Genomic DNA, 25,697 nt, shown 5'->3' with positions numbered 1-25,697 from the left:
CCGTGCGCTCGTCCGGCAATCGAACGGGAATGGGGTCGCTCAGTCGTCGTCGGAGCCGCCGAACCCGCCGGTGTCGTCGTCGGAGCCGTCGAACCCGCCGGTGTCGTCGCCGAACCCGCCCTCGTCGGTGTCGTCGCCGAACCCGCCCTCGTCGGTGTCATCCGTCCCATCGAACGGGTTGCCGGGGCCAGGGGCGGGCTCGGTCGGTCCGATCCCGCCGGTGAAGTCGATCCCGTACTCGTCGGCCATCTCGCGCCGCCAGCTGTTGAACTCCTTGTGCTCGGTGCTGCCGTCTTCCAGCCCCTGGCTTTGCATACGAGTCGCCAGCTTGTCCAACTCGTCGCTCAGGTCCTGTTTCAGCCCGCTGATCGCCCGCCGCTTCCACAGGAGGGTGCCGAACGCCGCCAGGGCGCCGAGGACGCCGACGCCCGCCCCGCCGAACATCAGGGTTCGCATCCCCGTGATCCGCCGTTGGAGGGAGTCGGCCCGCCGCTCCGACGTCTGGAGGGCGAACCACGGCGACGCGCTCAGGTCCGCCGTCACCGTGTCCGACCGCGAGAGCTGCTGACCGTTCTGGATGTAGTCCGCGGAGACGACCGCCACGTCGAGTTCCTCGCGTTTGATCTGCTTCGGATACACCTGGAACGTGATCGTGACCTCCTCGCTGGGGTTGAGTTCGCGAATGAAGTACCGGTCGCCCGGTCGTCCCTCGACGCTCACCCCGGCTCCGCCCGGCGAGATCGTGTAGCTGCTGGAGCGCGACTCGATGAAGCTGCCGGACGTGCTGTCGAGGTCAACGGTGAGATTGTTGACGGTGTCACCCTCCGGGGAGATCGTGTACGTGACCTGCACCGCCTGGTCGGCGTCGGGCTGGGTCCCGTCGTACGACGTCTGTACCGACGTCGAGACCTCCGCGGAGACGACCGCGGGCGCGGAACAGAGGCAAAGGACAGCCGCGAGAACGACGGCGAACGCACGATATGACATAAACGTACCAGGGGCTTCCGCACAAAGCCAGATAGGCTTTTCCCCGTCATCGGGGGACTGCGGCGGGGACGACGCGGATGATCGCCGCGGCACGGTTGCGCCGGCAACACTAATGTGGGGCCCGGGCGACCGTGTGAGTATGACGGTCAGTCTGTCGGCCACGGCGGACAGTGCGACGCTTCCCCCGTCCGGGGGGAGCCCGACGATAAAGATCTCGTTTTCGACCACCGGGAAGACGAAGACGTCCCGGCGGCAGGTCGTCCTCTGCGTCGACACCAGCAGTTCGATGGGGTCGGACGACGCGGACGGCATCCGGAAGATCGAGCGGGCCAAACGCGGCGCAAGGCGGGTCCTCGACGAGTTGAACCCCGACGACGAGTTGGCCGTCGTCGGGTTCGACTCCGACCCCGAGGTGGTTGTTCCGATGGACTCGTGGGGAGCGCTCACGGAGTCGGCGGCGATCGACGCGATCGACTCGCTCGTCGCGAGCGGCGGGACCGACGTCTACGAGGCGCTCGAACGCTCCTGGCAGGAGTTCGGCGACGCCGGTCCCGCGGTCGCCCGCCGGATCGTGCTGCTGTCGGACGGACAGGACTTCACGCCGGTATCGAAGTACCGATCGCTCGCCGGCGACATCGCGGACGACGACATCTCCATCGTCGCGGCGGGGATCGGCGCGGCGTACAACGAGGACGTGATGATCGCGCTCGCGGAGGGCTCGAACGGGACGCCGAAGCATCTGACCGCCGCAACGGATATGGAGTCGTTCTTCCGGGAGGTCGTCTCCGAGGCCGGGACCGTCGTCGCGAGCAACCCCGAACTCGCGATCGGGACCGGGGAGGGGTTCCGGTTGGAGGAGGCGTTCCTGACGCCCCCGAACCCCCGGACGACAGACGTGTCGGCGGGCGACGAGTCGGCCACCATCCCGCTGCCGGATCTGACCGCCGACGAGGACATCGCGGTGACCGTTCGGTTCCTCGCGCCGCCGCGGGACCCCGGCATCGAGTACCGGCTCGCGGAGTTCGAGCTGATCGCCGGGGAGCCACTCGACGAGGCGTCCGTCGACGTGAAGTACGTGACATCGGAGGCGGTGACTGCGGCCTCGGAAGGGATCAGGGTCGCACACGCCGACGCGAAGGTGTCGGCCGGCCTCCGGGATACGGGGACCTCCGCGACCGACGTCCGGGAGACGGTCGACGAGATCGAACGCGCCAACGACGAGTGGGACGACGTCGTCACCGGACTCCGCCGGAAGCTCACCGAGGCGGAAACGGAGGAGGGCGGGGCGATCACGTCCGGGCTGACGAAGATCGATCCCGAGTGACCCGCCGCGCAAACGGGGGGTCTAAGCGGGGCGAGAGGACCCGAATCGAGGGGCGGCGGCGGGATATGAACCCAAAACATCATAAGAGATAGCCGTACTGTATAGGATACGATGAGTGGGGATACCTCCGAGAAGACCCTCGGTATCGACCTCGGGACGACAAACAGCGGGATGGCGATCTTGGAGAACGACGAGCCGCAGATGCTCCAAAACAACGAGGGCGACGACCTCACGCCGTCGGTCGTCTCCTTCGGCGACGACGGCAGCGTGGACGTCGGCAAGCGGGCCAACAGCCTCGCCGCGGAACGTCCGGGTCGGACGAAACGCGAGATCAAACTGGAGATGGGCAACGAGGACTACGAGTTCGTCGTCGACGGCACCGAACACTCGCCGGTCGACATCTCCGCGGAGATCCTCGGGAAGATCAAGCGGGACGCGGAGGATTACCTCCGAGCCTCCGTGAGCGACGTCGTCATCACGGTCCCGGCGTACTTCAGCTCCGACCAGAAGCGCAACACGAAACGGGCGGGCGAGGAGGCCGGGTTCGACAGCGTCGAACTGACCAACGAGCCGACCGCGGCGGCGCTCGCGTACGGCGAAAAGCAGGGCCAGGAGATCGACGGCACCACGCTGGTGTTCGACTTCGGGGGCGGAACCCTGGACGTGTCGATCATCGAGATCGAGACCGATCGGGACGTGCCCGAATACGAGGTGAAGGTGGCCGAGGGGAACAACGAACTCGGCGGCCGCGATTTCGACCGTGCGATCATGGAGCACCTGGCGGGCGAACTCGACGTCGACGGCGCGGATCCCCTGGACGACCCCGAGATAGAGGAGAACCTCCGGAAGGCGGCCGAGGACGCGAAGATCGACCTCTCGACGAACGAGGAGACCGAGGTCGTCAAGTCGTATCTGGGGATCGTCGACGGGGAGCCGATCGACATCGACACGACGCTGACGCGCGGGACCTTCGAGGGGTTGATCGCCGACGAACTGGACGCCGTCCGCGACGAAATCACCAAGGCGATGGACGACGCCGACGTCGGTGCAGAGGACCTGGATATGGTGCTTCTGGTCGGCGGCTCGACCTACGTCCCGGCGGTCAGGGACGCGGTCGAGGAGGAGACCGGCGTGGAACCCGAACGGAGCCGCGATCCCGATCAGGTCGTCGCCGAGGGGGCGGCCGTCTACGGCGAGAAAGTGAACATCGAGGCGGGCGGCCAGGAGGGCGGCGACATCGAGGGGAAGCCCGGGGACATCGACGTCATCGAGGTGATTCCGGCGTCGCTCGGCACGCGGCTCCACGACGGAAGCTTCGACCCGATAATCGAGGGCAACACCAACCTCGGGAACGCCCACGGCACGGAGTACTACAGCACGGTCGAGGACAACCAGACCGTCGTGACAATCGATGTCTACCAGGGCGAGGATCCGGTCGCGGAGAACAACACGAAACTGGCCGACTTCCGGCTGACCGGGATCCCGCCGATGCCCGCCGGCAAGCCACAGATCGAGGTCACCTTCTACGTCGACGAGGACGGCATCCTCCAGGTCGAGGCCGACGAGTTGACCAGCGACGCCGAGATCGAGGGCGAGGTCACCGAGGACATCACCGGGACGAAAGACGAGGCGTGATCCCTGCGGGCGCCGGGAGCGCCGTCCGTGTGTCTACGGACGGGTCGGGAGCGTCCGACGAGGATGCGCCGCCCGGCCCTACGCGGCGTTCAGGCCGACAGAACCACCCGCGCCGGCCGCAACACCCGGTCACCGATCGCGTAGCCCGGCTCCGCGATTTCGAGGATCTCGTTGGATTCGTGGTCCGGCGACGGCTCCTTCGAGACGATCTTGTGCCGGAGCGCATCGAACTCCTCGGTGGAGTCGTCGATCGGCTCGACGTTGCCCTTCGACAGCGCCTGCTCGAACTCCCTTGTGAGGAGTTCGAGCCGCTCGGCCGCGCTGTCGTCGAGGTCCTCGACCTGGATCGCGGTTTCGAGGCTGTCTTTCACCCGGACCATCTCCCGGGCGAACTCCTCGACCGCGAACTCCCGGATCTCCTCGCGTTCCTTCTCGCTCCGTCGACGATGGTCCGCCAGCCCCGACTCCAACTCGTCGATCCGCTCACGATTGGCCGCTATTGCGGTTTCGACGTCCCCGATCCGCTCCGTGAGCCGCGTTTCCACCTCCCGGAGCCGCTCGTCCACCGCCGCCCGTCGGTCCCGGTCGTCCGGGCCGTCAGCCGGTTCTGCGGGTTCCCCCTCGGTGGCCGGGCCCTCGTCGTGCGCGCCGTCCCGACTCGCGTCGTCGTCACCGGCGCGTGAGCCTTCCCCACCGGCGGGCGACCGTTCGTCGGGGTCGTCGGCCGGGTTCGCGTGGTCGTTCGCTCCCGCGTCGGTCCCGTCGGCGTCCTCGTCGGTCGACCGAGACGGTTCCTCGTCGTCGTCTGAACCGAACATAGCGGGCGCAACGACGCGTCGGGTAATCAAACTTTCACTCCGGCGTCGGGCGATCCGGACGCCTCACTCCCAGTCGCTCGCGGTCTGGTCGTGTACCCCACCGTCGAGGCGGAGTTGCAGATGGCCGCGTAACCGTCCCGCCTGGGGCAGCGGAACGCGCCCGGCGAACGACACCGACGTCCGCGGGAGGACCTCCGCTTCGGTGTCGAGCACGGTCGTCTCCCCGATCCGACCGTCGGGGGCCTCGAACCAGGCGACAACGGAGACGTCCTCGGCGCTGCCCGTGCCGTAGTTCACGAGGCTCCCCTCGACCTCGGCGGTGCCGTCGCCGTTCTCGACGGCCTCCCACTGGTGAAGAAGGAGCGGCACGTCGGCGACTGGGTGTGGCCTGATCGACGCCCCCCGGTGTTGCGGCGGCAGTTCACCGATCGACCATCCCGGACTCGTACTCTCGACGACGTAGTAGTCGGCACCGTCGTGAGTGACGTGAGCCCCCTCCACCCACCCGGTTTCGACACCCAGACACATATGCGAGTGGGTCGGGAGCGCGAGCACCGCGACGTCGTGGCCCAACTCCCGGAGCAAGGCGCCGAGCAGGATGCTCAGGTCCTCGCAGTCCCCCTGCTCGTAGTGGAGCGTCTCGACGGGGAACTGCGGGTACTCCGGTTGACCGGTCGTGACGATGTCCTGTTCGTAGGGGATCGACTGCGCGAAGCGGACCGCACACTCGGTCACCGCCCGGTCGCCGTACCCCCGGTCCCGGACCCGCGATTCGATCCCGTCGGCGACCGCGGCGACGACGTCGTCGTGAAACGGGTCGACGACGTACGTCCCGAACTCGCGCGTCCGCCACCGATCGTCGTAGTACCGGTACAGGTACGCTGGGACGGACACGTCGATCCCGAACCGTTCCCCGCGGAACCGCCACTCGAACCGCGAGTCGTGGCTAACGGCGGCGTCCCCCCGATCCGGATCGGCCGACCCGCGCCAACGCATTCGTGTCGCACCGTTTGGGGGTCGGCTATGGAAACCTGTCGGAACCGGCCGCCGGTGGCGCGGGGCCGCATATCCGGTCGGACGCGGCCGCGGGATCCGACACGCTGATTGCGGCAGCGGGCGAGATCCGAGCGTGTACTGCCTGGAGTTCGCGGGGGAGGCCGCCGACGAGCCGATCGCGGCGCTCGAAGCCGAGCGGGCGGCCGCCTCGGCGGTCGACCGGGTCGCGCCGGGGCTGGCGACCGCCCGCGGGCTCCGGGTCGACCGCGCACCGACGCTGGCGTACACCCGCCGCGCCTCCGAACTCCTCGGCCGGACTGCCGCCGACGCCGACGACGCGGCCGCGCTGCTGGAAGCCGCGTCGATCGAGCGGACCGGAACGGTCGCGGTCCGGGCCCGGAACGTCCGGTCGAGCGCCGACGTGAGCACCGCGGCCGCCGAGCGCGACCTGGGAACCGTCCTGGTCGATCGCGGGTTCGCGGTCGACCTCGAGGACCCCGACCACGAACTCCGGGCGGTGTTTGCCGACGACGTCTGTCTGGTGGGGTGGCAGGTCGCCGAGCGGGCGGCGACGTTCGGGTCGCGAGCCCCCACCGACCGCCCCTTCTTCCAGCCGGGGAGCATGGCCCCGGTCGACGCTCGGGCGTACGTCAACCTCGCGGCCGGGCCGGCACTCCCCGATGCGACGGTGTTCGACCCGATGTGCGGCACCGGCGGGCTCCTGCTCGAAGCGGGCCTGATCGGCGCCCGTGCTTTCGGCTCGGACGCCCAATGGAAGATGGCCCGCGGGACCGCCGAGAACCTCGCGGGGTTCCTGCCCGACGCGCGGTGGGACGTGGTCCGCGGCGACGCCACCGCCCTGCCGTTCGCCGACGGCGTCGCCGACGCGGTCGTCTTCGACGCGCCGTACGGCCGCCAGTCGAAGGTCGCGGGCCACGAACTCGAATCCCTTGTCGGCGGCGCGCTCGGGGAGGCCGCCCGGGTCGCGCCATCGTGCGTCCTCGTCGGCGATCGGTCCTACGAGGACGCCGCCCGCGACGCCGGGTGGACGGTCGAGGCGCGGTTCGAGCGACGGGTCCACGGCTCCTTGACCCGCCACGTCCACGTGCTGGGGCGGGGCTGATCCGCGAGGACGGATGAGGTGACGGCGGCGGGTGGCACACCGACGTCCTGTCGGTGGCTCAAACGCCCGTTTCGACCTCCGGCCGATTTATTTCTCCTACCCGTCACACCATTGCTATGCGACGCCGGGAGTTGTTGGTCGGCGGCGGGGTCGCGGCCGCGTCGTTCGCGGCTGCGGTCCTCGGCGTCCCCACGCCGACGAGTCTTTACGACGTGTTCGTCGTGAACCGCCGCGACGAGCCCGTGAACGTCCAGTTCGAGCTCCGCGCCGACGGGACGACGGCGATCGACCGAACCCTCGAACTCGACGCCGGCGACCGGATTCACCTCGGCTGCACGTGGCCGAGCGTGGCGATCTCGTACGCCGCGTCGGTCCGGCTCCCCGGCAGCGACGACCCCGAGACGATCCGGTGGACCGACCGCGGTCGGATCTGCAAGAAGGTCGCGATCGAGGACGGCGCCGCCGACCGCGACGTGTCCTTTTACACCTCCTACCCGTGTCCGACGAACCGTCCGGACCACTCCTGTGGGTGAGCGGTGGCGAAACCCTCGGACGCGCTACGACTCGCCGCGCGCGAGGATCGACTCGCCGGCCCGGACGCGGTCGCCCTCCGAAACGAGGAGGTCCTCGCGGTCGTACGTCGGCGGCAGCAGTACGTCCGTTCGGGACCCGAAGTCGATGTGGCCGATGCGCTGGGCCCGCGAGAGCGCCTCGCCGCTGTCGACGTAGGGGTGGATCCGCCGCGCGAACGCGCCGGCGATCAACGACACCTCTGCCGGGCCGTGGTCGGTCGTGACGTCGACGTCGACGCGCTCGTTGCGCTCGGAGGCCTTCGAGAACGCCGGCCGGTGCGCACCCGGCCGGTGGGTGACGCGCTCGACGGTGCCGTCGAACGGCGCACGGGTCACGTGGACGTCGGTCGCGCTCAGGTACACGCCGATCCGGACCTGATCGCCTTCCGTGCGGACCACCGATACCTCCCCGTCGGCGGGCGACACCACCCCCGGACCGGACGGCCGGCGGTCGGGATCCCGGAAGAACCACGCCACGAACACCCCGACCGCGAGCGCGACGATCGAAAGCGGCGGTGCCACGATAGCCAAAACCGCGGCGGCCCCGAACGCGGGGAGCGCGAACCGCCGGACGCCGGGCGCAAACCGCATCGGTCAGACGGCGACCTCCCGGTCGAGTTCCGACTGCCCGCCCGCCCACGCCGCGAGCAGGTGGGTGAGGTGGAGCCGCGGGTCGTTGCCCTCCGCGAGGTCGAGATCGACGCTCCCGGCGAGCCGGTGGAGCCGCACGATGTTCCGCTCGCCGAACTCCTCGGGGTAGGTGTCGGCCACCCGTAGCAGCTCCGAGAGGAGTTCCTGGCCGCCGAACCCCTCGTCGTCCAAAAGCGAAGTGAGTGTCTTCCGGGCGTCGCGGATCTCCCCGGCGGCGGCGTCGTCGAGTACGTCCTTCAGCGCGTCGTCGTGGCCGACGTCGGAGAGGGCGGTCTCGGCGGTCGAGGCCGTGATCTCGCCGTCGCCCTCGACGGCGGCGTACTGAGCCGCGAGGACGGCATACCGGAGGTCCCCGCCCGCCTTCGAGGCGATCAGGTTCAGCGCCAGCGGCTCGGCGTCGACCCCCTCGGCGTCGGCGACGTCCGCGAGCACCGCCTCGGTTTCGTCGGTCGAGGGCGCCCGAACCGGGATCGGGAAGCACCGCGACCGGATCGCGGGGATGAGCTTCGAGGGCTGCCGCGTCGCGATCACGAACTGGGTGCTCCGGTGGTGCCGCTCCATCACCCGCCGCAGCGTCTGCTGGAAGTCCTCGCGGATGGTCTCGGCGTTGTCGAGCAGCACCGTCTTGTACGACCCCGAGGCCGGCTGGTACGACGCCATCTCCTGGATGATGTGGGAGATCATATCCCGCTTCGACCAGTCGCGTTTGTACTTGTTCCGGCCCTCCCCGCGGCGGTACTGCTTCGAGAACTCGGTTTGGCCCTGGAGGAACCGCGAGAACCGTGGATCCTCCCGGATCTGCTTTTTCGTCCGGTCGAAGAAGTCGGCGACGTTGATCTCGATCAGGTCGGCGTCGGGGTCGTCGTGGGCCGCGGCGGCCAGCGCCCGGACGGCCGCGGTCTTCCCGGCGCCCGGCGGGCCGCGGACCACGAGGTTCATCGGTTCCTCGACCGTCCGGGAGAGCCGCTCGCGGACCTCCGACTGGGGAAGCTCCGATAGCGACGGGGCGTGCGTCTCGGTCCACAGGGGCGCGTCCATCGACAGCGGGTAGTCGGTCGGAGGGTAAGAAACTCCCCCCTTCGCGGCGGATCGGTCACCGATCCCGTTCGCGCTCCCGCGCGGCGTCCCCGGCGCGTGCCTCGGAGTTCCGCGTTCCGTCCAGCCGCTCGCGGGCGTCCTCCGGGGTCTCCGTCTCCAACAGCGCTTCCAGTTTCCGCTCGAACTGCGCCTCCGAGAGGTCGCCGCGGGCGTAGCGATCCCGGAGGCGTTCGAGCGCGGCGTCGACGTCGTCTGCCCCGGCGTCGTCGATACCCCGGGAGTCGGCCCGTTCGGCGTCCCTGGATCGGTCGCGTGGGGGATCCGTCCCCGTGTCGGCGACCCGCCCGCGGAGCAGCGCCGTCAGCGGAACCACGACCGCGTATCCGATGGCGAAGATCACCCAGAACTCGACGGCGTTCAGCACCGGGAGGCCGAACAGCGACCCCAGTCCCGCTCCGAGCACCAGGAGCGCAACGGCGCCAACGACGGGGTCATCGGCGTCGGCGAACGGCTCGTGGGGCTGGTCCGAGCCCGGGGCGCGGCCGTCCTGCATACCTGTCGTACGCGGCCGGTCGATGAAAAACCCACGTCGGAGCGACGGGAGGGATCGGACGCTATAGCAGCGTTTGCAAGTCTTCGCTCAACTCGATCGCACGACGGCGTGCGATCGGATGTGCAACCAGTTGCAAACGCTACTATAGTGTTCAATTAAGTCATCAGAGTAACAAGCGCAAGGGCATCTGTACGGTCCGTGATCACTGGCTGTATTTGATTTCCCCGGCGACAGTTCGTAAGTTAGTAGCGTCAAATCGAAAACGGACCGCTGGCGGATGGAAAAGTCACAGAACCTCGCGAACCAGACACCATACGGAATAATTACTCCCGGTATTAGCCAAGCACGACCTGCTACTGAAGGGTGTCAATCTTAGCGTACGGATTTTACGGTAATTTAGATTGGATGTGGATCCATACCTCCAGGAAGGTATACGACGATCACAATTTCAGAGGAAACAGCCGGTAAACTGACTGAAATCGTTGTAGAGAACGAAATAGCGTCGCTGATACGGTTGATTACGCAGCCGACGTAGCTCGTGATCCAGAACCACTCTCAGACGCTGAATTAGCTCGTCTACTCTGTCGGGGGCTCGCAGACTGAGGTAGTTTACGGTAATTATACCGTAATTCTCTCTTAACCTCGACACCCTCCTGTTACGTCGTAAAAGGTTTAAAATAGCAGACTCGGAAGGAGAGCCGATTACAGTACGTCTTGCCGTCGCAGGACTACCACAGCAACGATAACCCCGCCTAATACCACGAGAGTAATCACGAGTACAGGTACGCTGAACCCACCCGGTTCTGTAACAGTTGTCGCGGGCTGTGGTGTATCAACCTCTTCGGGTGTTTCGGGTGTCTGCGTCACGTCCGGTGATGTCGTTCCGTCAGTCGTCACTTCGGGCGTTGACGTTGGTGATGTCGCCTGTGACGGAGACCGTTCAACGACGGCAAATAGTGAGAACGATTCGACGGATGTGGTCAGAGTCACTGTTCCACCCTCCACCCCCTGCACAGTCGTCTCCCGCAGCTCCCATCCCCCGGCAGTCCGATGTGCGATAACCGCGTTCTCCGGGTTGTCCAGTTGCTCGGCGGGTACTTCCATTTCGACCGTCGCTGGCGTTTGGCTGGACGTTTGAGAGCTCAGCGAGACATCAACGATAGTGACGAAATCAACATCTGACTGATCTTCAATTCCGTCCGCGTCCTCCGAGATCCGCTCAGTGACCAACGCGGTGATCGAATCCGATAGGCCTGCAAACTCGGAGACAGTGACTGATTCAGGAGGATTGTCCTCAAAAGTGACGCGGGCGACCGAGTCGGTCTCCTCAAATTCGACAGTTTGCTGCTCAGTACTGGCTTCTTCGACGACATTTGGATCTGCATTAAGCAGGGGGAAGACGGTGGCACCCTCGTCACCGGATCCGGCTGCTCCGCCGCCACCACCTCCGCCGCCACCACCTCCGCCGCCACCAGTTGGCGATGACGACCCTACATCGGCCGTCACAGTAACCCGGTTGTTGATCTCAACTAACTCCGGGATAGTGTTTCTCTGATCAGCGATGATGGTCACTCCCCGGGTTCCGGCCGCTGAGGGGGTCCAACTAAATGAAACGCTCGTATTATTCCCTGCCGCGAGCGATACCGACGTACTGGCCACCGAGGTGCCGTTTACTTGGAGAGCAATCTGACTGCTTGGTGCAACGATCCGTCCGCGGTTTCGGACCGTCGCATTCACCAGTACCGATTCTCCTTGCGTTGGTGACGACGGGGTGAGTGAAACCCCGCCGACGGAGAGGTCAGGTCGAGACGTCGTCACCGCCGTCGTACGGCGGGGGAGGACCGTCCCACTCGGGGCGTGCGTGCCACCCGTATAAACCTCTTCAGTCGCAACGGCGTCGGGCATCTCGAGATCAGCGGTAAGCCGGAGGGTTTCCGTTCCGGACGTTGGTGGAGATCGGTTTACGAAGCGAACGCGCGTCATCGTCCGTCCGTCGACGGTTACTGTTGATGTAGCGGTGACCATAGAAAGGTTTGATCCCCCCAGAGTGGCCGTGTATGATTCGTAGGAGATGTTTGCCGAGTCGTTATAGAACAGTACCAACTCAACGGGCCCCGACGTCGCGTTGGTATCGACAGCCACCGTATGCTGATAGGTGTCTCCCGCTGCGACGAGCTCCGATCCTGCGGGCTGTCCCGATGATGTGTAGGTGAGAGTCACATCGGTCTGAGCCTGCACTGGAACGACCCCGACGGCGATGGCACTCACCACAGCGGCAACCGCGATCCATACTCGTATGGCTTCCCCATCATCGAGTCCAAGTAGCGACATTATTCTGCCCTCCAGGTGCGTAGATGTACCTTTGCCGAGGGACTCGCTCTCACAGGCGTGTTACTGACGAGCTGGTTCTCTGATGTCCGTCGATCCGCCGTCCCTGTTGACGACCCCCCGGCGCTGGTGTTTCCGAAGTATATCTGTGTCAGGCTGTCAGCGATGCGCCCCTCGTAGAACCGTTTACCCGTCGGTCCAGCCGTCTCCCATTGTCGGGCAGTCTGCTGGATCCGGTTCTGGTAGGTTGCTGCCGTTGCCTCGGTGACGTTCATCGTGTACTCGGTCTGGACAACCTTCCCGTCGATAACTGCCGTTACCGTGCCATTGTATGCTCCTGACGGTGTGTCGTCCGGCACTCGAACAGACACAGCGACTTCATCCTCTGCACCTTTCCGGAGTCTGACGGCGGACGGTGACGTTTTGACTGCACTCGCCGGAATGGTTGCCCCGCTTGAGGCCGTCAGTTCACTTGCTGACACGAACACCGGTGCTCCCGTATTACTCGCCGTTACACCCACCGAACGATCCGCGTCCGCGACTGATAACGTCTTGTTGGTGCGCTCCGAGGAGGTCTCATTTGACTCGTTCTGTAGCGCACGCGCGGCCGCTAGCACGGCCGAGTCAACGTCCTCCGGATTGTACGTTCCCGGCTCGGATGCGGCAACTTCGAGCACTTGAGTCATAAATGCGCTCTCCACATCGTCCGTCTCTGTTGAGGCGTTTGTCGACGTAGTGACGCTCGTCGAACTGCTGCCGGCCGGTCGCGTGACGTTCACCGCAATGTCGACTGACCCGCCCTCAGCAGCGGTTGGCGTCGAGTTGTTCACGACACTGATTCGCAGCACTGAAGATTGGTTGACCACCGACCAGCTAAGTGACTCTTGCCGGCTGAAGTTCTGACTAGTCGCTGTGATCGTAGCTGACACACTACCGTTGGCCTTGTTTACCACCTGGCCGCGGTACGTTCCGGACGACGTTTCGTTCAGCTGGACCGTGTCGGTGGTCCCGTCCGGCTGGATGACGTTCGCCGTTACCGTTGCCCCGCTGATACCCCCTTGATTGTTCACCAGCGTCGCTGTGAGGGTTGTCGCCGATCCCTTCAAGAACTCGTTGCCGTCGGCCGTCGTACTCAACGTCGCTGATGCACTCGCTGTCACTTCTGACGAGTAAGACACGGGCGAGGGCTGCTGGTTCCGGATTTCGGTGGCCCACTCACCCGCTTTCGGGTCGGAGAGTTGGTAAGTAATCGTGTCCCCGAGGTCATTGTATGTGATAGAGGGGTCGTCCGTTCCGGTCGGCGAACTGCTGTTCAGCGGAACGACGGTCCCGTTCGGGTACAGCAGTCGGACGGTCGTCGGTCCGTTATTAGCCGTGACGGCCGCCGATCCGGACGGTGACGCGCTCGAAGCCGAACCAATGTTCACCCGTACGTTCGCGTTGTCGATAGAATCATCCAGTTTGAATGGTGTCGCAACGGTACTGTTGTTGCCAATTGTCCCACTTTCCTCGGCGACCGTACTTGAACCGCTGATGTTCTGACTGAGCTCGTTATAGATAGCTTGAAGATTAGAGGAGTTCGCCTCTCTAAGTTCGCAGCCGGTGTTCCCTGCGATACGCCTAAGAACGTCCCTGTCGGCATTCGAGCCGAGCGCAATCGTACAGACCGGAATATCGCTATTATTATAGTTTTGAACTTGGGTGCTGGGATAGCTGGCTCTGCCGTCTCCGAGAAGAATCGCCGCTTTTGTCGTATTCTCCGGCGCCCTATTGAATTCGGGGAAAGCCTCGCGCATCCCATCCCCGATATCGGTTCCGCCACCAGCGATGAGTCTGTCAATGCCACTCCTCAGGTCCGACTTATTCGCCGCTGTTGCGCGCTGCATCGGTGCTGGAGTGCGTGCCCCGCTGTCAAACCCGACGACAGCCGCGTAGTCTCCTGGACCGAGCAGCGAGACGTACAGTTTAGCGGACGCCTTGGCATTCTCAATCTTCTGGTCGCTTCCCATACTACCGGACTCGTCGATGATGATCGCGGTCGCGGTGCTTCCGGTTGCACCGCCACCCTTTGTATACTCAATTGCATCTGTGGCCGTTCCTTCGGCAGTACCGGAGACACCGAATTTCTCGTCGGTGAACTCAACTGTTAGATCGTAATTACCGGCCGACTGCTGCTCGGGTGCGACAAACTCTATTCGATACCTATCTTGTCGGTTATTGACCCGCGAGAAACTCAGGTTGTTCACTTTTTGATTGCCGACACGCACGCTAACGTGTGATTTGTCGGGTTTGCCGAAGTCAGTATATCTGTATGGCGCACCGGCTGACTCAACGCTAAATTCGGCCGCGACCGATCCAGGATCCGACGCGTTTCCAGCGATCCTACTGAGCACGGTAACCGAGGCGTCGGAAGGTAGCGTGAATATCTGATCTCTATTTATCGAACCCTCCTTGTACCGACTCGCAGCCTGAAACGCGATCGGTCCGTCGCCATCAGACGGGTTTGTGGTTTCTAACACCCAAACGTTGCTCGCCGTCAATGGATTTGATCCGACCAGGTCGTTACCAGGCACTCCGGCCCGACCGAGTATAATGCTCGGAGCGGCACCCGACTTCGGCGATAGATCAACCTGTGCCTCACCATCGGAACCCCAGACCGAAGTGTACACATCTCCGTTGTACTCGTAAACGCTCGTTAGGGTTGGAGTGCCAAACTTGTTGACGGGAATGACGTATTTAGCCGACTCGCCGTCATCAAGCGTCCCACTGAACTGATTTTGAGCTGGGATGGGTTCGATAGATAACTCGTAATTATGATCAATATTGGGTGCTGAGTTCGGTAGAACCACCGTTATCTCACCGTACTCATCAGCGTTAGTGATTGTGTTTTCAGGGGTGATCGGCGGTGAAGACAGTACGCTCGCACTAATCCCTGACGATTGTACCGAGCTTTGATTATCGGTTGCGTTCGATAATCCTTCACTGATTTGTGGCGCTGTTGGTTCCGATGTATTAACTGAAACGGTCTTGACGACCCCGTCCGATGCGGTCTCCGCTACGATGATGAGCTCCACATCATCATCGGAGCCCCGTACCTCCAGTTCGTGATACAAGCTTTCTAAGTTTGAATTAACTAAATAATAGTCTGCAGTCGTACGCCGGACGGTATCGGTCTCAGTCTGTCCAGAGGGATCTACCGTCGTCTGTTGGGTTACACTCGAACCTGGAAGGGTAGCCGAGTCCTGAATCTCTATATCGAACGTCGAATATCCGTATTCGTCGGCAACGCTATCATCATCGATCCGGTTAGCGACTGTCCAGTCATTAAAAACCTCGGGGAAGCGTTCGTTGTACCCGTTGTTGTTTAGAACTCGATTAACGGAGGTGACCCCATTGTCGGTATCTCTCACGAGTTCCTGCAGAGTGCTGACACCGCCATAGTGCTCCGCAAGATACGTTGCGAACGCGAACGAAGCACCGTAGTCGGCATTAATAAAGCCGTCTCGGAGATCAAACTCAGTTAGTGACTGCGGGTTCTGCTCGAAACCTGATATACGTCGCTGATTCGTGTCTTGATACGTCCGGTACTCAGCGTAGTTGGCTAACGCCTCATCAAGCCAAAGCTCCTCATTCTGATCATAATTGAATATAACCGCGTGAGCGAATTCCTGCGCCATCGTCTCGTTAAATTGATCAGTCCCGGGTTGCGCGTTGGTATAATCCATATAAAAGCCATCTCTCTGCGCAGAAAATTGGTTGTTTGTGTATTGATACGGGTCGTGATATCCAAAAACGTTAAAACCTGGAACCTCCGTCAGATAAATTGCAATCCGTCCATCATTATTGATATCGTTGAAGGTTCCATAGTCATTATTTACAGTTGGATGAACCGTCTGATTAAACGCCTCGGCAGCGGCGTTAACATCCTGTTGGCTAACGTCGGGGTTATTAGCTACCCCATTTTCAACGATGATCTCTGCGTTGGGAGTGACTGCCTCAACCACGCCTGTCCGCTGTTCGTATATTTCAGCCGGATTATTCAGATTTCCGTCGTTATCGTTATCTACACCGTCGCGGAATCCTGGCCCCAGCACGAAAAACTGCACCTGTGTCCCGACCTGCCTTTGGATAGTATTCGCTCTGATAGAACTTTCATTGTCTGAAGACAGGTTTGGTATGCGTCCCGCTTTGCGGTGTGTTTGCGTAATCGTAGCGGTACCATCCTGTCTTGATCCGTTACCAGTCGTCGTGTTAGATTCGGCTGCTCCGTCTTCTGAGTCGGCAAGCGAGGTTGTCTCGTCGGAGACGCTTTCTGCTGCATCCGGTGACTCGGCCGCCACCACCTGCCCACCGATACTTCCCGTTAGCACAATACAGACCAGAATTGCTGCTCTGAACCCCCTGCCTATGCTCATAGTACCTACTGTTAGTACAGGATAAAAAATTTAATCATAATCCAAGATCATATATATACCTATATGAGCAAGAGTATCTGGCTGGTTTCGCTCCTTGTTCTGACCGCTGGATGCGCAAGTGGGATACCCCAGTCTGAAGAGACCAAACTTCCGAATGAGGGGTGTGATATCCAAAATAATAAGCAGCTTGTAGATAACTATCCTGCCTCGGTGTCGTCACCACTTGCCGTGGTAGTACCGGATGAGTACGGTGTTGCAATTAATCGATCTATAACTGTACTGAAACATAGCTATGCCGATCATACAGAACAGTATCCCGCGGTCGTCTCCAGTTCTGAGTTGACGATTGGGGAAGGTCGCTCGTTAGTCGTTCTTGCTCCACAGGGTAACCTCCCTTCTGAGATAGGTCGTCACGTGGATATCAACAACTCGGCTTCCACAACGACTAGTGCCCAGATAACTGTCGTAGATAACCCCTCATCGGACGAGGGACACCTCATCGTAATCTCGGGAGGGAAATGGGGTATACGTGCTGCAGCTGATGCGCTCGCGAATCGGGGAGGACAGCGTGTTGAGGACTGTGGAACGGTTACTGCTAATGTATCTGAGTACTCTGGGACCGTGCAGTGGCAGACCGACGGAACAAAATTTCTCCGACTCGTAACAAGCAATGCGAGCTACGTTATCCCGCGAGCGGCTGCACCGGAGGGGTTTCAGGAACGAGCCTCTAATACCTCATTCAACGTGACTGTTCGTGCGTATCAGACAGAAATGAGAGCTGTAGTGTGGGCTGGAAGCGAGGGTCAGGTCGCATATCCTCGTGCTGTCGAGATTGTCGCTGTCTCTGACATAGAAGAGGCTGAAACGGCGAGAGTCGATAATAATAGGTAATCACTCCGTAGCAAGTTTCGATTTTAGTCCCACAGGCACACAATCTATATCATTCCGGATGAGTTGTGTGAGCAGTGCGCCTCCGAGTCCTCAACCGTAGTATGGAGACTGACGGCAATATACTAATAACACATTATCTAAAATTGCATAAAAAGAGCAATTGTCTAAATGATAGAGGGTTATAGAAGGTTCTCAAACCGTGATCACAGCACTTCCCGGATTATCCCCCCCGTTCGTAGTTGGTGACTGCGACGACGATGCAAAGCAGATCACCGGCTACTCCTTTCTCCGCTATTGACGCCGTAATTCAGAACTCAGAACGCTGACGGCTTCAATCGTGACACAGAGCAGCCTGTAGCGCGTCGGACTGCCTGCTGTGGGAATGCGTGCGTTTCTTCGACGTTCTGCGTCGAAATCGCCTAATCTGCCCGAACTGCTGAGTCACGACAGCAGTGTACGTTCCATCAGTCCTGCCAGCCGCGACAGCGTACCGGATCGCCATCTGCTTCGCCTGTCGTCCGTGTCCAGGCATTGCGACCGCGGAGCACTGGCTCATACTGTTGGCTATAACTACGAGCGTGTCATAGAACTCTTCACACACTATAGTCAGTCTGGTTACTGTTATAGTGGATTATTAGCTTAGAAGTACGTGCACTTGGTGCACGGTGTTCAAAATTAGTCAGAGAGTGCCCTTTCGTTTCCGAATAATGATTTCTCGCACCCGTTCAACGTGATTCGTCTCGGATTGAACGAATGCTGTGAGGATGGCTTCGACGATCTCGGAGCGGCTGGCTCCGAGATCGTCACACTCATTGACCAATTCATCCACTTCTCGCACGATTTCCTCGTCAACAGCGACGCCGAACTTCTCTTTCGCCATAGCTAAAACAACCTAAGAACAGCGTGCACCAAGTGTACGGCGGTTTCAATTTATCTAAGCTGATTCACCGGGCTATGTGAACTCTTCTATGACACCCTCTATAACTACGTGAAAATTTTCGACACCCCGGGGTGTCGAAATCCTTCACGTGACTATAGCCGACAGTATCAGCCAACCACGCTATAGTAGCGTTTGCAACTGGTTGCACATCCGATCGCACGCCGTCGTGCGATCGAGTGAGCGAAGACTTGCAAACGCTACTATATTGGGATCGGGCGTCCCGGAGCTATTTGTGCGTTCGCGCCGTTCCGTCCGCCGATGGCAGACGACCGATCCTTCCGGTTTCGGACCGCGACCGGGACCGGGACCGCGACGGTCCGCGACGGCGCCTTCGGGATCCGGTCGACCCCCGGGCGTCTCCTCGCCGGCCAGCGCCGGCGGTGGCGGCACGGTGACCGGTGGGACCGCGCCGGATTGGCCTTCGAGGTCGTCGGAGTCGTCTGGGCCGTCGCCAGCCTCGTCGGCTACGCAGCCGCGGTCGCCGCGGGTACTGCCGGCGTTGCGGCCGGAGTGTCGACGATCGGATACCTCATAGTGGGCCTGTTCCTCGCCGCTCGGCTGGGACGGCGCCACGTCGGGGAGGCGAGGATTCCGAGGTCGGCCGTCGACGCCGTCACGCTCGACCGCGACGCCGGAACGCTCACCATCGAGCACGACGCCGCCGGCCGTCTCCGGTCGGTCCTCCGGGACGACCCCGTGGAGACCACCCTCTCGCTGCCGTCGGCCGAGGCGGTCCGCGAGGCCGAGGCGGTCCTTCGCGCCCGGGACGTCGAGTTCGACGTGGCCGAGGACCGCGACGCCGAGACGACCTACCGGGCGACGATCAGGGAGGGGGTGTGGTTCTGCGAGCGGTGCCGGTCGCAGGTGTCGCCCGCCGACGCCGCGTGCCCGGCGTGTGGCTACGCGATCAGGGTGACGTCAGTCGACGAAGGGGGCGGTAGCGACGACGGCGACGAGGGCAGCAGTAGCGGCCGGGCGGACGCCTACGCGTCGAGGAGTTCGACCAACAGCCCCTTCTGAGCGTGGAGCCGGTTCTCCGCCTGGTCCCACACCAGCGCCCGGTCGGATTCCAGAACGGAATCGGTGATCTCCTCGCCGCGGTGGGCGGGGAGACAGTGCATCACGTCGGCGTCGGTGCCCGCGAGCAGGTCGTTGTTCACCTGGTAGCCCTCGAACGCCGCGAGCTTCTCCTCGCGTCGGTCCTCCTGGCCCATCGAGATCCAGACGTCGGTGTAGACCACGTCCGCGCCCTCGACCGCGTCGGCAGGGTCGTCGACGACCGTCGGGGGGTGGCCGAGGTCGGCGGCCTGCTCAAGCACGTCGTCGTCCATTCCGTAGCCCTCGGGCGTCGCGACGGTCAGGTCCAGCCCGACCATCGCCGCGCCGACGACGAGCGACTGGCCCACGTTGTTGCCGTCGCCGACCCACGCCGCCTCGACCCCGTCGAACCCACCGTAGGCCTCCCGGATCGTGAGCAGGTCCGCAAGGGTCTGACACGGGTGGGCGTCGTCGGTGAGGCCGTTGATAACCGGGACGTCGGCGTACTCGGCGATCTCGACGAGGTCGTCGTGGTCGAACAGCCGGGCCATCACGGCGTCGACGTACCGCGAGAGCACCCGGGAGGTGTCCGACAGGGGCTCGCCGTGGCCGAGTTGGATGTCCTCCGGCCCGAGGAAGATGGCGTGGCCGCCGAGCTGTGTCATCCCGGTCTCGAAGGAGATCCGGGTGCGGGTCGAGGGCTTCTCGAACAGCATCCCCAGGGTGTGGTCGGGGAGCCGGGCCGCGTCCTCGCCGGCTTTGATCGCCGCCGCGCGGTCGAGGACGGTCTCCAGTTCGGCGGGCGCGAGGTCGTCGATGTCGAGGAAGTGGTCGGTCTCAAGCATCGTCGATCAGTCCGCGAGGCGCTCACAGACGTCGACCAGCACGCCGATCGAGCTGTCGTACTCCGCGAGATCGAGGTGTTCGTTCGGCGCGTGATCCAGGTCGGAATCCCCCGGCCCGTAGGTCGCCATCGGGCAGTCCCACGACCCGGCGTAGATGTTCATATCGCTGGTGCCGGTCTTCCGGAGGAGCCGCGGCTCCCCGCCGGCCCCGCGGATCGCGGCCCGAAGCGCGCGGGCGACCGGCGTGCGCGGACTCGCCATCACCGGCGGGATGGGGGTCTCCCAGTGGACGCCGCCGTGGTCGAGTTCGCCCTCGGCGACCTCCCGGACGTCGTCGATGGTGTACTTCGGCGGGACGCGGAACTGGACGTCGACGGTCGCCTCGACGGCGAGGCCGTCCTCGGTCGGGCCGCCGTCGAAGCGGACCGGCTTCGTGGTCACGGTGTCGAAGACGCCCTCCGAGTGGTCGACCTCGAAGAACGCCGCGACGCTCGACCACCAGTTCACCGCCGACTGGATCGCGTTGTCGTCGGGCCGCGAGGAGTGCCCGAGTTCGCTCGTGGCGACGTAGGTCCCGGACAGGAACCCGCGGTAGCCCAGGGTGATGCCGTCCCACCCCGAGGGCTCGCCGTTGATGACGGCATCGGGGGCGTCGCGATCCTCGACGAGGTGCCACGCCCCGTTGGAGCCGGTCTCCTCCCGGACCACGCCCGCAAAGGAGACGCCGGTCTCGACCGCCGCGACCGCCATCGCCGCCAGGGCGCCGGTGGCGTCGACGCTGCCGCGGCCCCAGAGCACGCCGTTCTCGATCTTCACCGGCACGTCGCCGGGGACGGTGTCGACGTGGGAGGTCAGGAGGACGGCGTCGTCGGCCGGCGCCCGGACGTTGCCGGCGTCGTCGATCCGGACCTCGCGGTCGTTGGCCTCGAAGAACTCCACCAACCGCTCGGCCGCGGCGGCCTCCTGCCCCGAAGGCGAGGGGATCGACACCAGGTCCGCAAGCAGCGTCTGCGCCTCGGTCAGCCCCTCGGTCAGCCCGGGCTGGACGTCGAAGACGTCGTGATCCGCGAGGAACCCGACGGCGTCGTCGGGCGATTCCTCGGCGTCGACCTCGTCGACATCGAGTTCCGTGCTCATCCCAGCACCTCCACGAACGAATCGACGAACTGGTCGGCGTGGGCCTCGTCGATCGTCAGCGGCGGGAGCAGCCGAACCACCGTCCGGCCGGCGGGGAGCGCGAGCACCTGCTCGGACAGCGCGAGGTTCTTGAGCACGCGGTTGGCGCCGCGTTTCACCTCGACGCCGATCATCAGGCCGACGCCGCGGATCTCCCGGACGGGGAGGTCGTGCTCTTCGACCGCGGCTTCGAGTTCGCTCCGGAGGTACTCCCCGACCGCCGCGGCGTTACCGGGGACGTCCTCGTCGACGACCGTATCGAGGGTGGCGTTGGCCGCCGCACACACCACCGGCCCGCCGGAGAACGTCGAGCCGTGGTCGCCGGAGTCCTCGGCGATCCAGTCTTTCACGAGCGTCGCTCCCAGCGGAAGGCCGTTTGCGATCCCCTTCGCGGCGGTGAGGATGTCGGGCTCGACGCCGACGCCGTCGCAGGCCCACAGCGACCCGGTCCGGCCGACGCCGGTCTGGATCTCGTCGAAGACCAGGGCCGCACCGGCGTCTTCGGTCGCCTCGCGGGCGGCCCGGAGGTACTCCGTGGGGGCGGGGTGGATGCCACCCTCGCCTTGGACCGGCTCTAAGAAGACCGCGGCGGTCTCCTCGTCGACGGTCTCTGCGAGCGCTTCGCCGTCGCCGTAGGGGACGAACTCGATGCCGCCGGCCAGCGGCTCGAAGGGCTTCTTGTACTTGTCCTTCCAGGTCATCGCGAGCGCCCCCAGCGTCCGGCCGTGGAAGCCGCGCTTGGTGGCGACGATCTTCGAGCGGCCGGTCGCCGAGCGGGCGAACTTCATCGCCGCCTCGTTGGCCTCGGTCCCGGAGTTACACAGCCAGACGTTGTCGGCGTCGCCGGGGCCGAGCGCCGCCAGCCTCTCGTAGAGCTCCGTCCGGACCTCGACGGGGTACGACGCCTGGACGTAGGTGAGGCGTTCGATCTGCTCTTGGACGGCTTCGGTGACCGCAGGGTGGGAGTGGCCGATCGCGGCCACGGCGTAGGAGGCGCCGAAGTCGAGATACTCGGTGCCGTCGGTCCCGTAGAGGTACGCGCCCTCGCCGGACTCGATCTCGATCGGCTTCTCCGAGAAGACGAACCCGCCGGTCATCCTGTTGCCTCCCCCTCGACGTCCGTCGGTTCCTCGTCGGTCACGACCGCGCTCGCCGCGATGTGCGTGCCGCTCCCCGCGAGCGCGGCGGTGATCGGGTCGTCGGCGTTCGCGCTCGCGACGACGACGGCGCGTGCCCCCGCCTCGAGCGCCTCTTCGGCTGCCATCACTTTCTTGCGCATAAACCCGTCCGCTGCGTTCTTTAGCCCGTCGAATTCTTCCGGGGTCGCGACCGATCCGATCAGGGTCGCGGGGTCGTCGGGGTCGGCGTAGACCCCCTCGACGTCGGACAGCACCACGAGGTCGGCGCCGAGCGCCCCCGCGACCGCCGCCGCGGCCCGGTCGGCGTCGGCGTTGACCGCGACGCCGTCGTCGGCGAGCATCGGGACGGTCACGACCGGGGTGTAGCCGTCGCCGAGCAGCGTCTCCAGCAGGTCGCCGTTCACGTCGGTGATCTTCCCGGAGTGATCGCCGCGTTTGATCTTCTTCTTCCCGTCCTCGATCACGCGCACGGCCGACTTCCGCGGGCCGGTCAGGAGCCCGCCGTCGACGCCGGAGAGCCCGAGGGCGTCGACGCCGGCCCCGCGGAGCGACGCAGTAATATCGGTGTTGAGCTTCCCCGGCAACACCATCGAGAAGACTTCCATCGTGCGTTCGTCGGTGAACCGGCCGACCACGCCACCCGGCGTCTCGACGTAGGTCGGCTCCTCGCCGAGCGCTTCGAGGGTGTCATCGACGGCCGTCGAGCCGCCGTGGACGACGACGACCTCCCGCCCGGAGTCGACCAGCGTTGCGACGTCGCCGACCGCGCCCTCGGGGTCGACGGCGCGGGCGCCGCCGATCTTCACCACGACGGGCGCCGCGTCGGTCCCGCCGTCGGGCCGGAGCTCGTCGACTTCCCGCCCCGGATCGCCGCCGTCGGCTCGGGGTCGCGGCTCGGCTCCGGGGGCGGGTGTCGTCCGGCGAGCGTCGCGCGCGTCGTGTGTGTGATGTTCGTGCGTCATCGTGTACAGTCAGTATGGAAATCCGTGTGTCCGGGTCAGGGAGCGCCGACGGGGTGGAGCCCGGCGAACTCCAGGCCGGCGGTCTCGTCGAGTCCCAGGGCGAGATTCGCCGCGTGGACGGCTTGTCCGGCCGAGCCCTTCATCATATTGTCGATCGCGGAGAAGACGACCACCCGGCGGTTGCCGGGGTCGAGCTCGAAGCCGACCTCTCCGTAATTCGTGCCCGCGACCGCCTTCGGCTCGGGGTAGCGGTAGACCCCGCCGCCGCCTGCGACCGTCCGCATAAACGGCTCCTCGGCGTAGGCGTCGCGGTAGGCGCCCCAGAGGTCGCCCGTCGAGACCGGACTCTCCGGGTAGACGTGGCAGGTCGCGCTCGCGCCCCGGGTCATATCGACCGCGTGGGCCGTAAACGACACCGACGTGCCGAGGAACGCCTCGATCTCGGCCTCGTGGCGGTGGCCGGTGGGGGCGTAGGGCCTGACGATCCCGGAGCGTTCGGGGTGGCTGGAGGCGTCGCCGCCGCCCGCCCCGCCCTCCGAGGAGCCGACCTTCACGTCGACGACGACCTGCTCGTCGCCCGCTAGGATTTCGGCGTCGAACAGCGGCTTCAACCCGAGGATCGCGGCGGTGGCGTTACAGCCTCCAGAAGCGATCAGGTCGGCGCCCGGGAGGTTCCCGCGGTTGAGCTCGGGGAGAGCGTACTCCGACTCCGCGAGCAGGTCGGGCCGCGAGTGGCCGTCGTACCACTCGTCGTACTCGGCCTCGGAATCGAGCCGGAAGTCAGCCGAGAGGTCGACGACCGTGTCGGCGGCCTCCCGGAACGCGTCGATCCGCTCCATCGAGACGCCGTGGGGCGTCGCCGCGAACAGCACGTCCACGGGTTCCAGCTCCGCCGGCGACGTGAACCGCAGGTCCATCGCCCGGAGGTTGGGGTGGACGTGGCCGACGGTCTTGCGCTCCTTCGAGCGGCTGGTGGCCTGGACAACGGAAAACTCGGGGTGCTGGTACAGCAAGCGGAGGAGTTCGCCGCCGGTGAAGCCGGAGCCGCCGACGACCGAGGCGGTGTAGGTCGGGTCGGCGGCCGCGGTCGACTCGCCCCCGTCGCCGCCGCTCATACGGCCGCCTCCGTCTCGTTTGCGACTTTCGTTTCCAGCCAGTCGACGACTTCGGCGGGCACGTCGACATCGACGGCGTCGTTCAGCGCCTTGAACTCGACGGTGTGGTTGACCTCGTGGACCGTGTAATCATCGCCCGCCTCCATCAGGTCGACGCCCAGCAGGCCGCCGCCGACGGCGTCGGAGGCCGTGGCGACGAGGTCGCGGACCCGGTCGTCGGGCCCGAAGGGCTCCACCTCGGCCCCCTTCGCGGCGTTGGTCAGCCAGTGATCCGAGGAGCGCGTCATCGCGGCGATCGGCTCGCCGTCGACCGCGACGACGCGGATGTCGCGGCCGGGCTTTTCGACGAACTCCTGGATGTAGAACACCTTGTGCTGGTAGTGCCCCAGCGTGGCCTTGTGTTCGAGGATGGCCTCCGCCGCGGAACGGGACTCGACTTTCGCCATCAGCCGTCCCCACGACCCCACGACGGGTTTGATCACGCAGGGGTAGCCGAACCGTTCGATGATTTCGAGGGCGCTGTCGGTCGTGAACGCAACTTCCGTGGTCGGCGTCGGCACGCCGGCGGCCTCCAGCGCCAGGCTGTTTTTCACCTTGTCCGAACAGACGTCCGCCGTGTCGGAGCCGTTGACCACGGGCACGTCGTAGGCGTCCAGAAACTGGGTGACGTAGAGGCTCCGGCTGGTCGCCAGACACCGGTCGACCACGACGTCGACGCCGTCGAACGCTTCCGGCGGATCTGAGAGGCCGAACTGCTCGTCCCGGACGTCGATCTTCGCCACCTCGTGTCCGCGGTCGCGGAGCTCCGAGAGGAGAAGCTTCTCGTCCCGACGGATCCGGGAGTACAGCAGCCCGACCTTCATCTCACTCGCCCCAGTCCTCTTCGAGCTCCGGGGCTTCCTCCAAGACGACGGGGTCGACGGAGATTACTTCCAGTTCCGCGCCGGTCGCGGGACTGTCGACGATCTCGCCGACCTCGACGTCGGACGGGATCTCGATCTCCTCGCCTGTCAGCGGGTCTTCCGCGGTGATCGTGTCTGCCATACTTCGCTGTCGGCGTGGCGGAGACTTAAACCCATCGAAAGTATCGGATCTCTTAACTGAGTAGCGGTGCCACTAACGGCGTGGAACAGTCGAACGATCGGTCCGCG

The 25,697-nt window shown here is 64.3% G+C and carries 22 protein-coding genes; 6 read left to right on the top strand and 16 right to left on the bottom strand.

What is annotated here, in order from left to right:
• Window positions 1-39: 39 nt before the first annotated feature.
• Window positions 40-987 carry a hypothetical protein gene (locus H5V44_RS13860; RefSeq protein ID WP_185193730.1) on the bottom strand — a complete coding sequence of 316 codons (948 nt, stop codon included), beginning with the start codon at window positions 985-987 and terminating at the stop codon, window positions 40-42.
• Between the two features lie 139 nt (window positions 988-1,126).
• Between H5V44_RS13860 and H5V44_RS13855 the strand changes: the two genes are divergently transcribed.
• Both H5V44_RS13855 and H5V44_RS13850 read left to right on the top strand, forming a co-directional pair.
• Complete coding sequence (locus tag H5V44_RS13855) at window positions 1,127-2,311, top strand: vWA domain-containing protein (RefSeq protein ID WP_185193729.1); 1,185 nt, start codon at window positions 1,127-1,129, stop codon at window positions 2,309-2,311.
• Between the two features lie 111 nt (window positions 2,312-2,422).
• Window positions 2,423-3,946 carry an Hsp70 family protein gene (locus H5V44_RS13850; RefSeq protein ID WP_185193728.1) on the top strand — a complete coding sequence of 508 codons (1,524 nt, stop codon included), beginning with the start codon at window positions 2,423-2,425 and terminating at the stop codon, window positions 3,944-3,946.
• Window positions 3,947-4,035: 89 nt separating this feature from the next.
• Here the strand turns inward: H5V44_RS13850 and grpE are convergent, their stop codons facing one another.
• Together grpE and H5V44_RS13840 are read right to left on the bottom strand one after the other, a co-directional pair.
• Window positions 4,036-4,764 carry a nucleotide exchange factor GrpE gene (gene grpE, locus H5V44_RS13845; RefSeq protein WP_185193727.1) on the bottom strand — a complete coding sequence of 243 codons (729 nt, stop codon included), beginning with the start codon at window positions 4,762-4,764 and terminating at the stop codon, window positions 4,036-4,038.
• Window positions 4,765-4,827: 63 nt separating this feature from the next.
• Window positions 4,828-5,760 (bottom strand): hypothetical protein, encoded by a 933-nt coding sequence (locus H5V44_RS13840; protein ID WP_185193726.1) that lies wholly within the window; start codon window positions 5,758-5,760, stop codon window positions 4,828-4,830.
• Between the two features lie 133 nt (window positions 5,761-5,893).
• On the opposite strand from H5V44_RS13840, the gene H5V44_RS13835 reads away from it, so the two are divergent.
• Both H5V44_RS13835 and H5V44_RS13830 read left to right on the top strand, forming a co-directional pair.
• Window positions 5,894-6,883 carry a TIGR01177 family methyltransferase gene (locus H5V44_RS13835; protein ID WP_185193725.1) on the top strand — a complete coding sequence of 330 codons (990 nt, stop codon included), beginning with the start codon at window positions 5,894-5,896 and terminating at the stop codon, window positions 6,881-6,883.
• Window positions 6,884-6,999: 116 nt separating this feature from the next.
• Complete coding sequence (locus tag H5V44_RS13830) at window positions 7,000-7,416, top strand: hypothetical protein (RefSeq protein ID WP_185193724.1); 417 nt, start codon at window positions 7,000-7,002, stop codon at window positions 7,414-7,416.
• 24 nt (window positions 7,417-7,440) lie between these two features.
• Here the strand turns inward: H5V44_RS13830 and H5V44_RS13825 are convergent, their stop codons facing one another.
• The 5 genes from H5V44_RS13825 to H5V44_RS13805 all read right to left on the bottom strand — a co-directional run bounded on the left by H5V44_RS13825 (window position 7,441) and on the right by H5V44_RS13805 (window position 16,440).
• Window positions 7,441-8,046 (bottom strand): protein sorting system archaetidylserine decarboxylase, encoded by a 606-nt coding sequence (locus H5V44_RS13825; protein ID WP_185193723.1) that lies wholly within the window; start codon window positions 8,044-8,046, stop codon window positions 7,441-7,443.
• A gap of 3 nt (window positions 8,047-8,049) precedes the next feature.
• Window positions 8,050-9,144 (bottom strand): AAA family ATPase, encoded by a 1,095-nt coding sequence (locus H5V44_RS13820; RefSeq protein WP_185193722.1) that lies wholly within the window; start codon window positions 9,142-9,144, stop codon window positions 8,050-8,052.
• A gap of 55 nt (window positions 9,145-9,199) precedes the next feature.
• Complete coding sequence (locus H5V44_RS13815) at window positions 9,200-9,697, bottom strand: SHOCT domain-containing protein (RefSeq protein ID WP_185193721.1); 498 nt, start codon at window positions 9,695-9,697, stop codon at window positions 9,200-9,202.
• A 702-nt stretch (window positions 9,698-10,399) separates the two neighbouring features.
• Window positions 10,400-12,028, bottom strand: a complete 1,629-nt coding sequence (locus tag H5V44_RS13810; protein WP_185193720.1) for a CARDB domain-containing protein — start codon at window positions 12,026-12,028, stop codon at window positions 10,400-10,402.
• Complete coding sequence (locus H5V44_RS13805) at window positions 12,028-16,440, bottom strand: vWA domain-containing protein (RefSeq protein ID WP_185193719.1); 4,413 nt, start codon at window positions 16,438-16,440, stop codon at window positions 12,028-12,030. The genes H5V44_RS13810 and H5V44_RS13805 overlap by 1 nt, the downstream gene beginning before the upstream one ends.
• Before the next feature lie 63 nt (window positions 16,441-16,503).
• Between H5V44_RS13805 and H5V44_RS13800 the strand changes: the two genes are divergently transcribed.
• Window positions 16,504-17,331, top strand: a complete 828-nt coding sequence (locus tag H5V44_RS13800) for a hypothetical protein (RefSeq protein WP_185193718.1) — start codon at window positions 16,504-16,506, stop codon at window positions 17,329-17,331.
• Between the two features lie 679 nt (window positions 17,332-18,010).
• On the opposite strand, the gene H5V44_RS13795 is transcribed toward H5V44_RS13800, so the two are convergent.
• Complete coding sequence (locus H5V44_RS13795) at window positions 18,011-18,211, bottom strand: ribbon-helix-helix protein, CopG family (RefSeq protein WP_185193717.1); 201 nt, start codon at window positions 18,209-18,211, stop codon at window positions 18,011-18,013.
• A gap of 318 nt (window positions 18,212-18,529) precedes the next feature.
• On the opposite strand from H5V44_RS13795, the gene H5V44_RS13790 reads away from it, so the two are divergent.
• Window positions 18,530-19,291, top strand: coding sequence for a hypothetical protein (locus tag H5V44_RS13790; RefSeq protein WP_185193716.1), 762 nt, complete (start codon window positions 18,530-18,532; stop codon window positions 19,289-19,291).
• Here H5V44_RS13790 and argF read toward each other — a convergent pair.
• Genes argF through lysW form a run of 7 tightly spaced genes read right to left on the bottom strand, consistent with a single transcriptional unit; the run spans window position 19,255 to window position 25,590 of the window.
• Window positions 19,255-20,154 carry an ornithine carbamoyltransferase gene (gene argF, locus H5V44_RS13785; protein WP_185193715.1) on the bottom strand — a complete coding sequence of 300 codons (900 nt, stop codon included), beginning with the start codon at window positions 20,152-20,154 and terminating at the stop codon, window positions 19,255-19,257. The genes H5V44_RS13790 and argF overlap by 37 nt on opposite strands.
• Before the next feature lie 6 nt (window positions 20,155-20,160).
• Window positions 20,161-21,291 (bottom strand): [LysW]-lysine hydrolase, encoded by a 1,131-nt coding sequence (locus H5V44_RS13780; RefSeq protein ID WP_185193714.1) that lies wholly within the window; start codon window positions 21,289-21,291, stop codon window positions 20,161-20,163.
• Entirely contained in the window at window positions 21,288-22,427 is a 1,140-nt protein-coding gene (locus H5V44_RS13775) for an aspartate aminotransferase family protein (RefSeq protein WP_185193713.1), read from the bottom strand. The genes H5V44_RS13780 and H5V44_RS13775 overlap by 4 nt, the downstream gene beginning before the upstream one ends.
• Window positions 22,424-23,431 (bottom strand): acetylglutamate/acetylaminoadipate kinase, encoded by a 1,008-nt coding sequence (locus H5V44_RS13770; RefSeq protein ID WP_185193712.1) that lies wholly within the window; start codon window positions 23,429-23,431, stop codon window positions 22,424-22,426. Before H5V44_RS13770 ends, H5V44_RS13775 begins: the two co-directional genes overlap by 4 nt.
• Before the next feature lie 35 nt (window positions 23,432-23,466).
• Entirely contained in the window at window positions 23,467-24,546 is a 1,080-nt protein-coding gene (argC, locus tag H5V44_RS13765) for an N-acetyl-gamma-glutamyl-phosphate reductase (RefSeq protein WP_185193711.1), read from the bottom strand.
• Complete coding sequence (gene lysX / locus H5V44_RS13760) at window positions 24,543-25,409, bottom strand: lysine biosynthesis protein LysX (RefSeq protein WP_185193710.1); 867 nt, start codon at window positions 25,407-25,409, stop codon at window positions 24,543-24,545. Before lysX ends, argC begins: the two co-directional genes overlap by 4 nt.
• A gap of 1 nt (window position 25,410) precedes the next feature.
• Window positions 25,411-25,590, bottom strand: coding sequence for a lysine biosynthesis protein LysW (gene lysW, locus H5V44_RS13755; RefSeq protein WP_185193709.1), 180 nt, complete (start codon window positions 25,588-25,590; stop codon window positions 25,411-25,413).
• Window positions 25,591-25,697 lie beyond the last annotated feature (107 nt).

The sequence above is a fragment of the Halobellus ruber genome (assembly GCF_014212355.1).
GTDB lineage: Archaea > Halobacteriota > Halobacteria > Halobacteriales > Haloferacaceae > Haloquadratum > Haloquadratum rubrum.
Note: the sequence above shows the minus strand (reverse complement) of the source record. Positions and strands in the feature narration are given on the sequence as shown.

Coding starts and splice junctions, on each gene's coding strand:
- H5V44_RS13860 (WP_185193730.1), bottom strand. CDS start 987: ATGTCATATCGTGCGTTCGCCGTCGTTCTCGCGGCTGTCCTTTGCCTC.
- H5V44_RS13855 (WP_185193729.1), top strand. CDS start 1,127: ATGACGGTCAGTCTGTCGGCCACGGCGGACAGTGCGACGCTTCCCCCG.
- H5V44_RS13850 (WP_185193728.1), top strand. CDS start 2,423: ATGAGTGGGGATACCTCCGAGAAGACCCTCGGTATCGACCTCGGGACG.
- grpE (WP_185193727.1), bottom strand. CDS start 4,764: ATGTTCGGTTCAGACGACGACGAGGAACCGTCTCGGTCGACCGACGAG.
- H5V44_RS13840 (WP_185193726.1), bottom strand. CDS start 5,760: ATGCGTTGGCGCGGGTCGGCCGATCCGGATCGGGGGGACGCCGCCGTT.
- H5V44_RS13830 (WP_185193724.1), top strand. CDS start 7,000: ATGCGACGCCGGGAGTTGTTGGTCGGCGGCGGGGTCGCGGCCGCGTCG.
- H5V44_RS13825 (WP_185193723.1), bottom strand. CDS start 8,046: ATGCGGTTTGCGCCCGGCGTCCGGCGGTTCGCGCTCCCCGCGTTCGGG.
- H5V44_RS13820 (WP_185193722.1), bottom strand. CDS start 9,144: ATGGACGCGCCCCTGTGGACCGAGACGCACGCCCCGTCGCTATCGGAG.
- H5V44_RS13815 (WP_185193721.1), bottom strand. CDS start 9,697: ATGCAGGACGGCCGCGCCCCGGGCTCGGACCAGCCCCACGAGCCGTTC.
- H5V44_RS13810 (WP_185193720.1), bottom strand. CDS start 12,028: ATGTCGCTACTTGGACTCGATGATGGGGAAGCCATACGAGTATGGATC.
- H5V44_RS13805 (WP_185193719.1), bottom strand. CDS start 16,440: ATGAGCATAGGCAGGGGGTTCAGAGCAGCAATTCTGGTCTGTATTGTG.
- H5V44_RS13800 (WP_185193718.1), top strand. CDS start 16,504: ATGAGCAAGAGTATCTGGCTGGTTTCGCTCCTTGTTCTGACCGCTGGA.
- H5V44_RS13795 (WP_185193717.1), bottom strand. CDS start 18,211: ATGGCGAAAGAGAAGTTCGGCGTCGCTGTTGACGAGGAAATCGTGCGA.
- H5V44_RS13790 (WP_185193716.1), top strand. CDS start 18,530: ATGGCAGACGACCGATCCTTCCGGTTTCGGACCGCGACCGGGACCGGG.
- argF (WP_185193715.1), bottom strand. CDS start 20,154: ATGCTTGAGACCGACCACTTCCTCGACATCGACGACCTCGCGCCCGCC.
- H5V44_RS13780 (WP_185193714.1), bottom strand. CDS start 21,291: ATGAGCACGGAACTCGATGTCGACGAGGTCGACGCCGAGGAATCGCCC.
- H5V44_RS13775 (WP_185193713.1), bottom strand. CDS start 22,427: ATGACCGGCGGGTTCGTCTTCTCGGAGAAGCCGATCGAGATCGAGTCC.
- H5V44_RS13770 (WP_185193712.1), bottom strand. CDS start 23,431: ATGACGCACGAACATCACACACACGACGCGCGCGACGCTCGCCGGACG.
- argC (WP_185193711.1), bottom strand. CDS start 24,546: ATGAGCGGCGGCGACGGGGGCGAGTCGACCGCGGCCGCCGACCCGACC.
- lysX (WP_185193710.1), bottom strand. CDS start 25,409: ATGAAGGTCGGGCTGCTGTACTCCCGGATCCGTCGGGACGAGAAGCTT.
- lysW (WP_185193709.1), bottom strand. CDS start 25,590: ATGGCAGACACGATCACCGCGGAAGACCCGCTGACAGGCGAGGAGATC.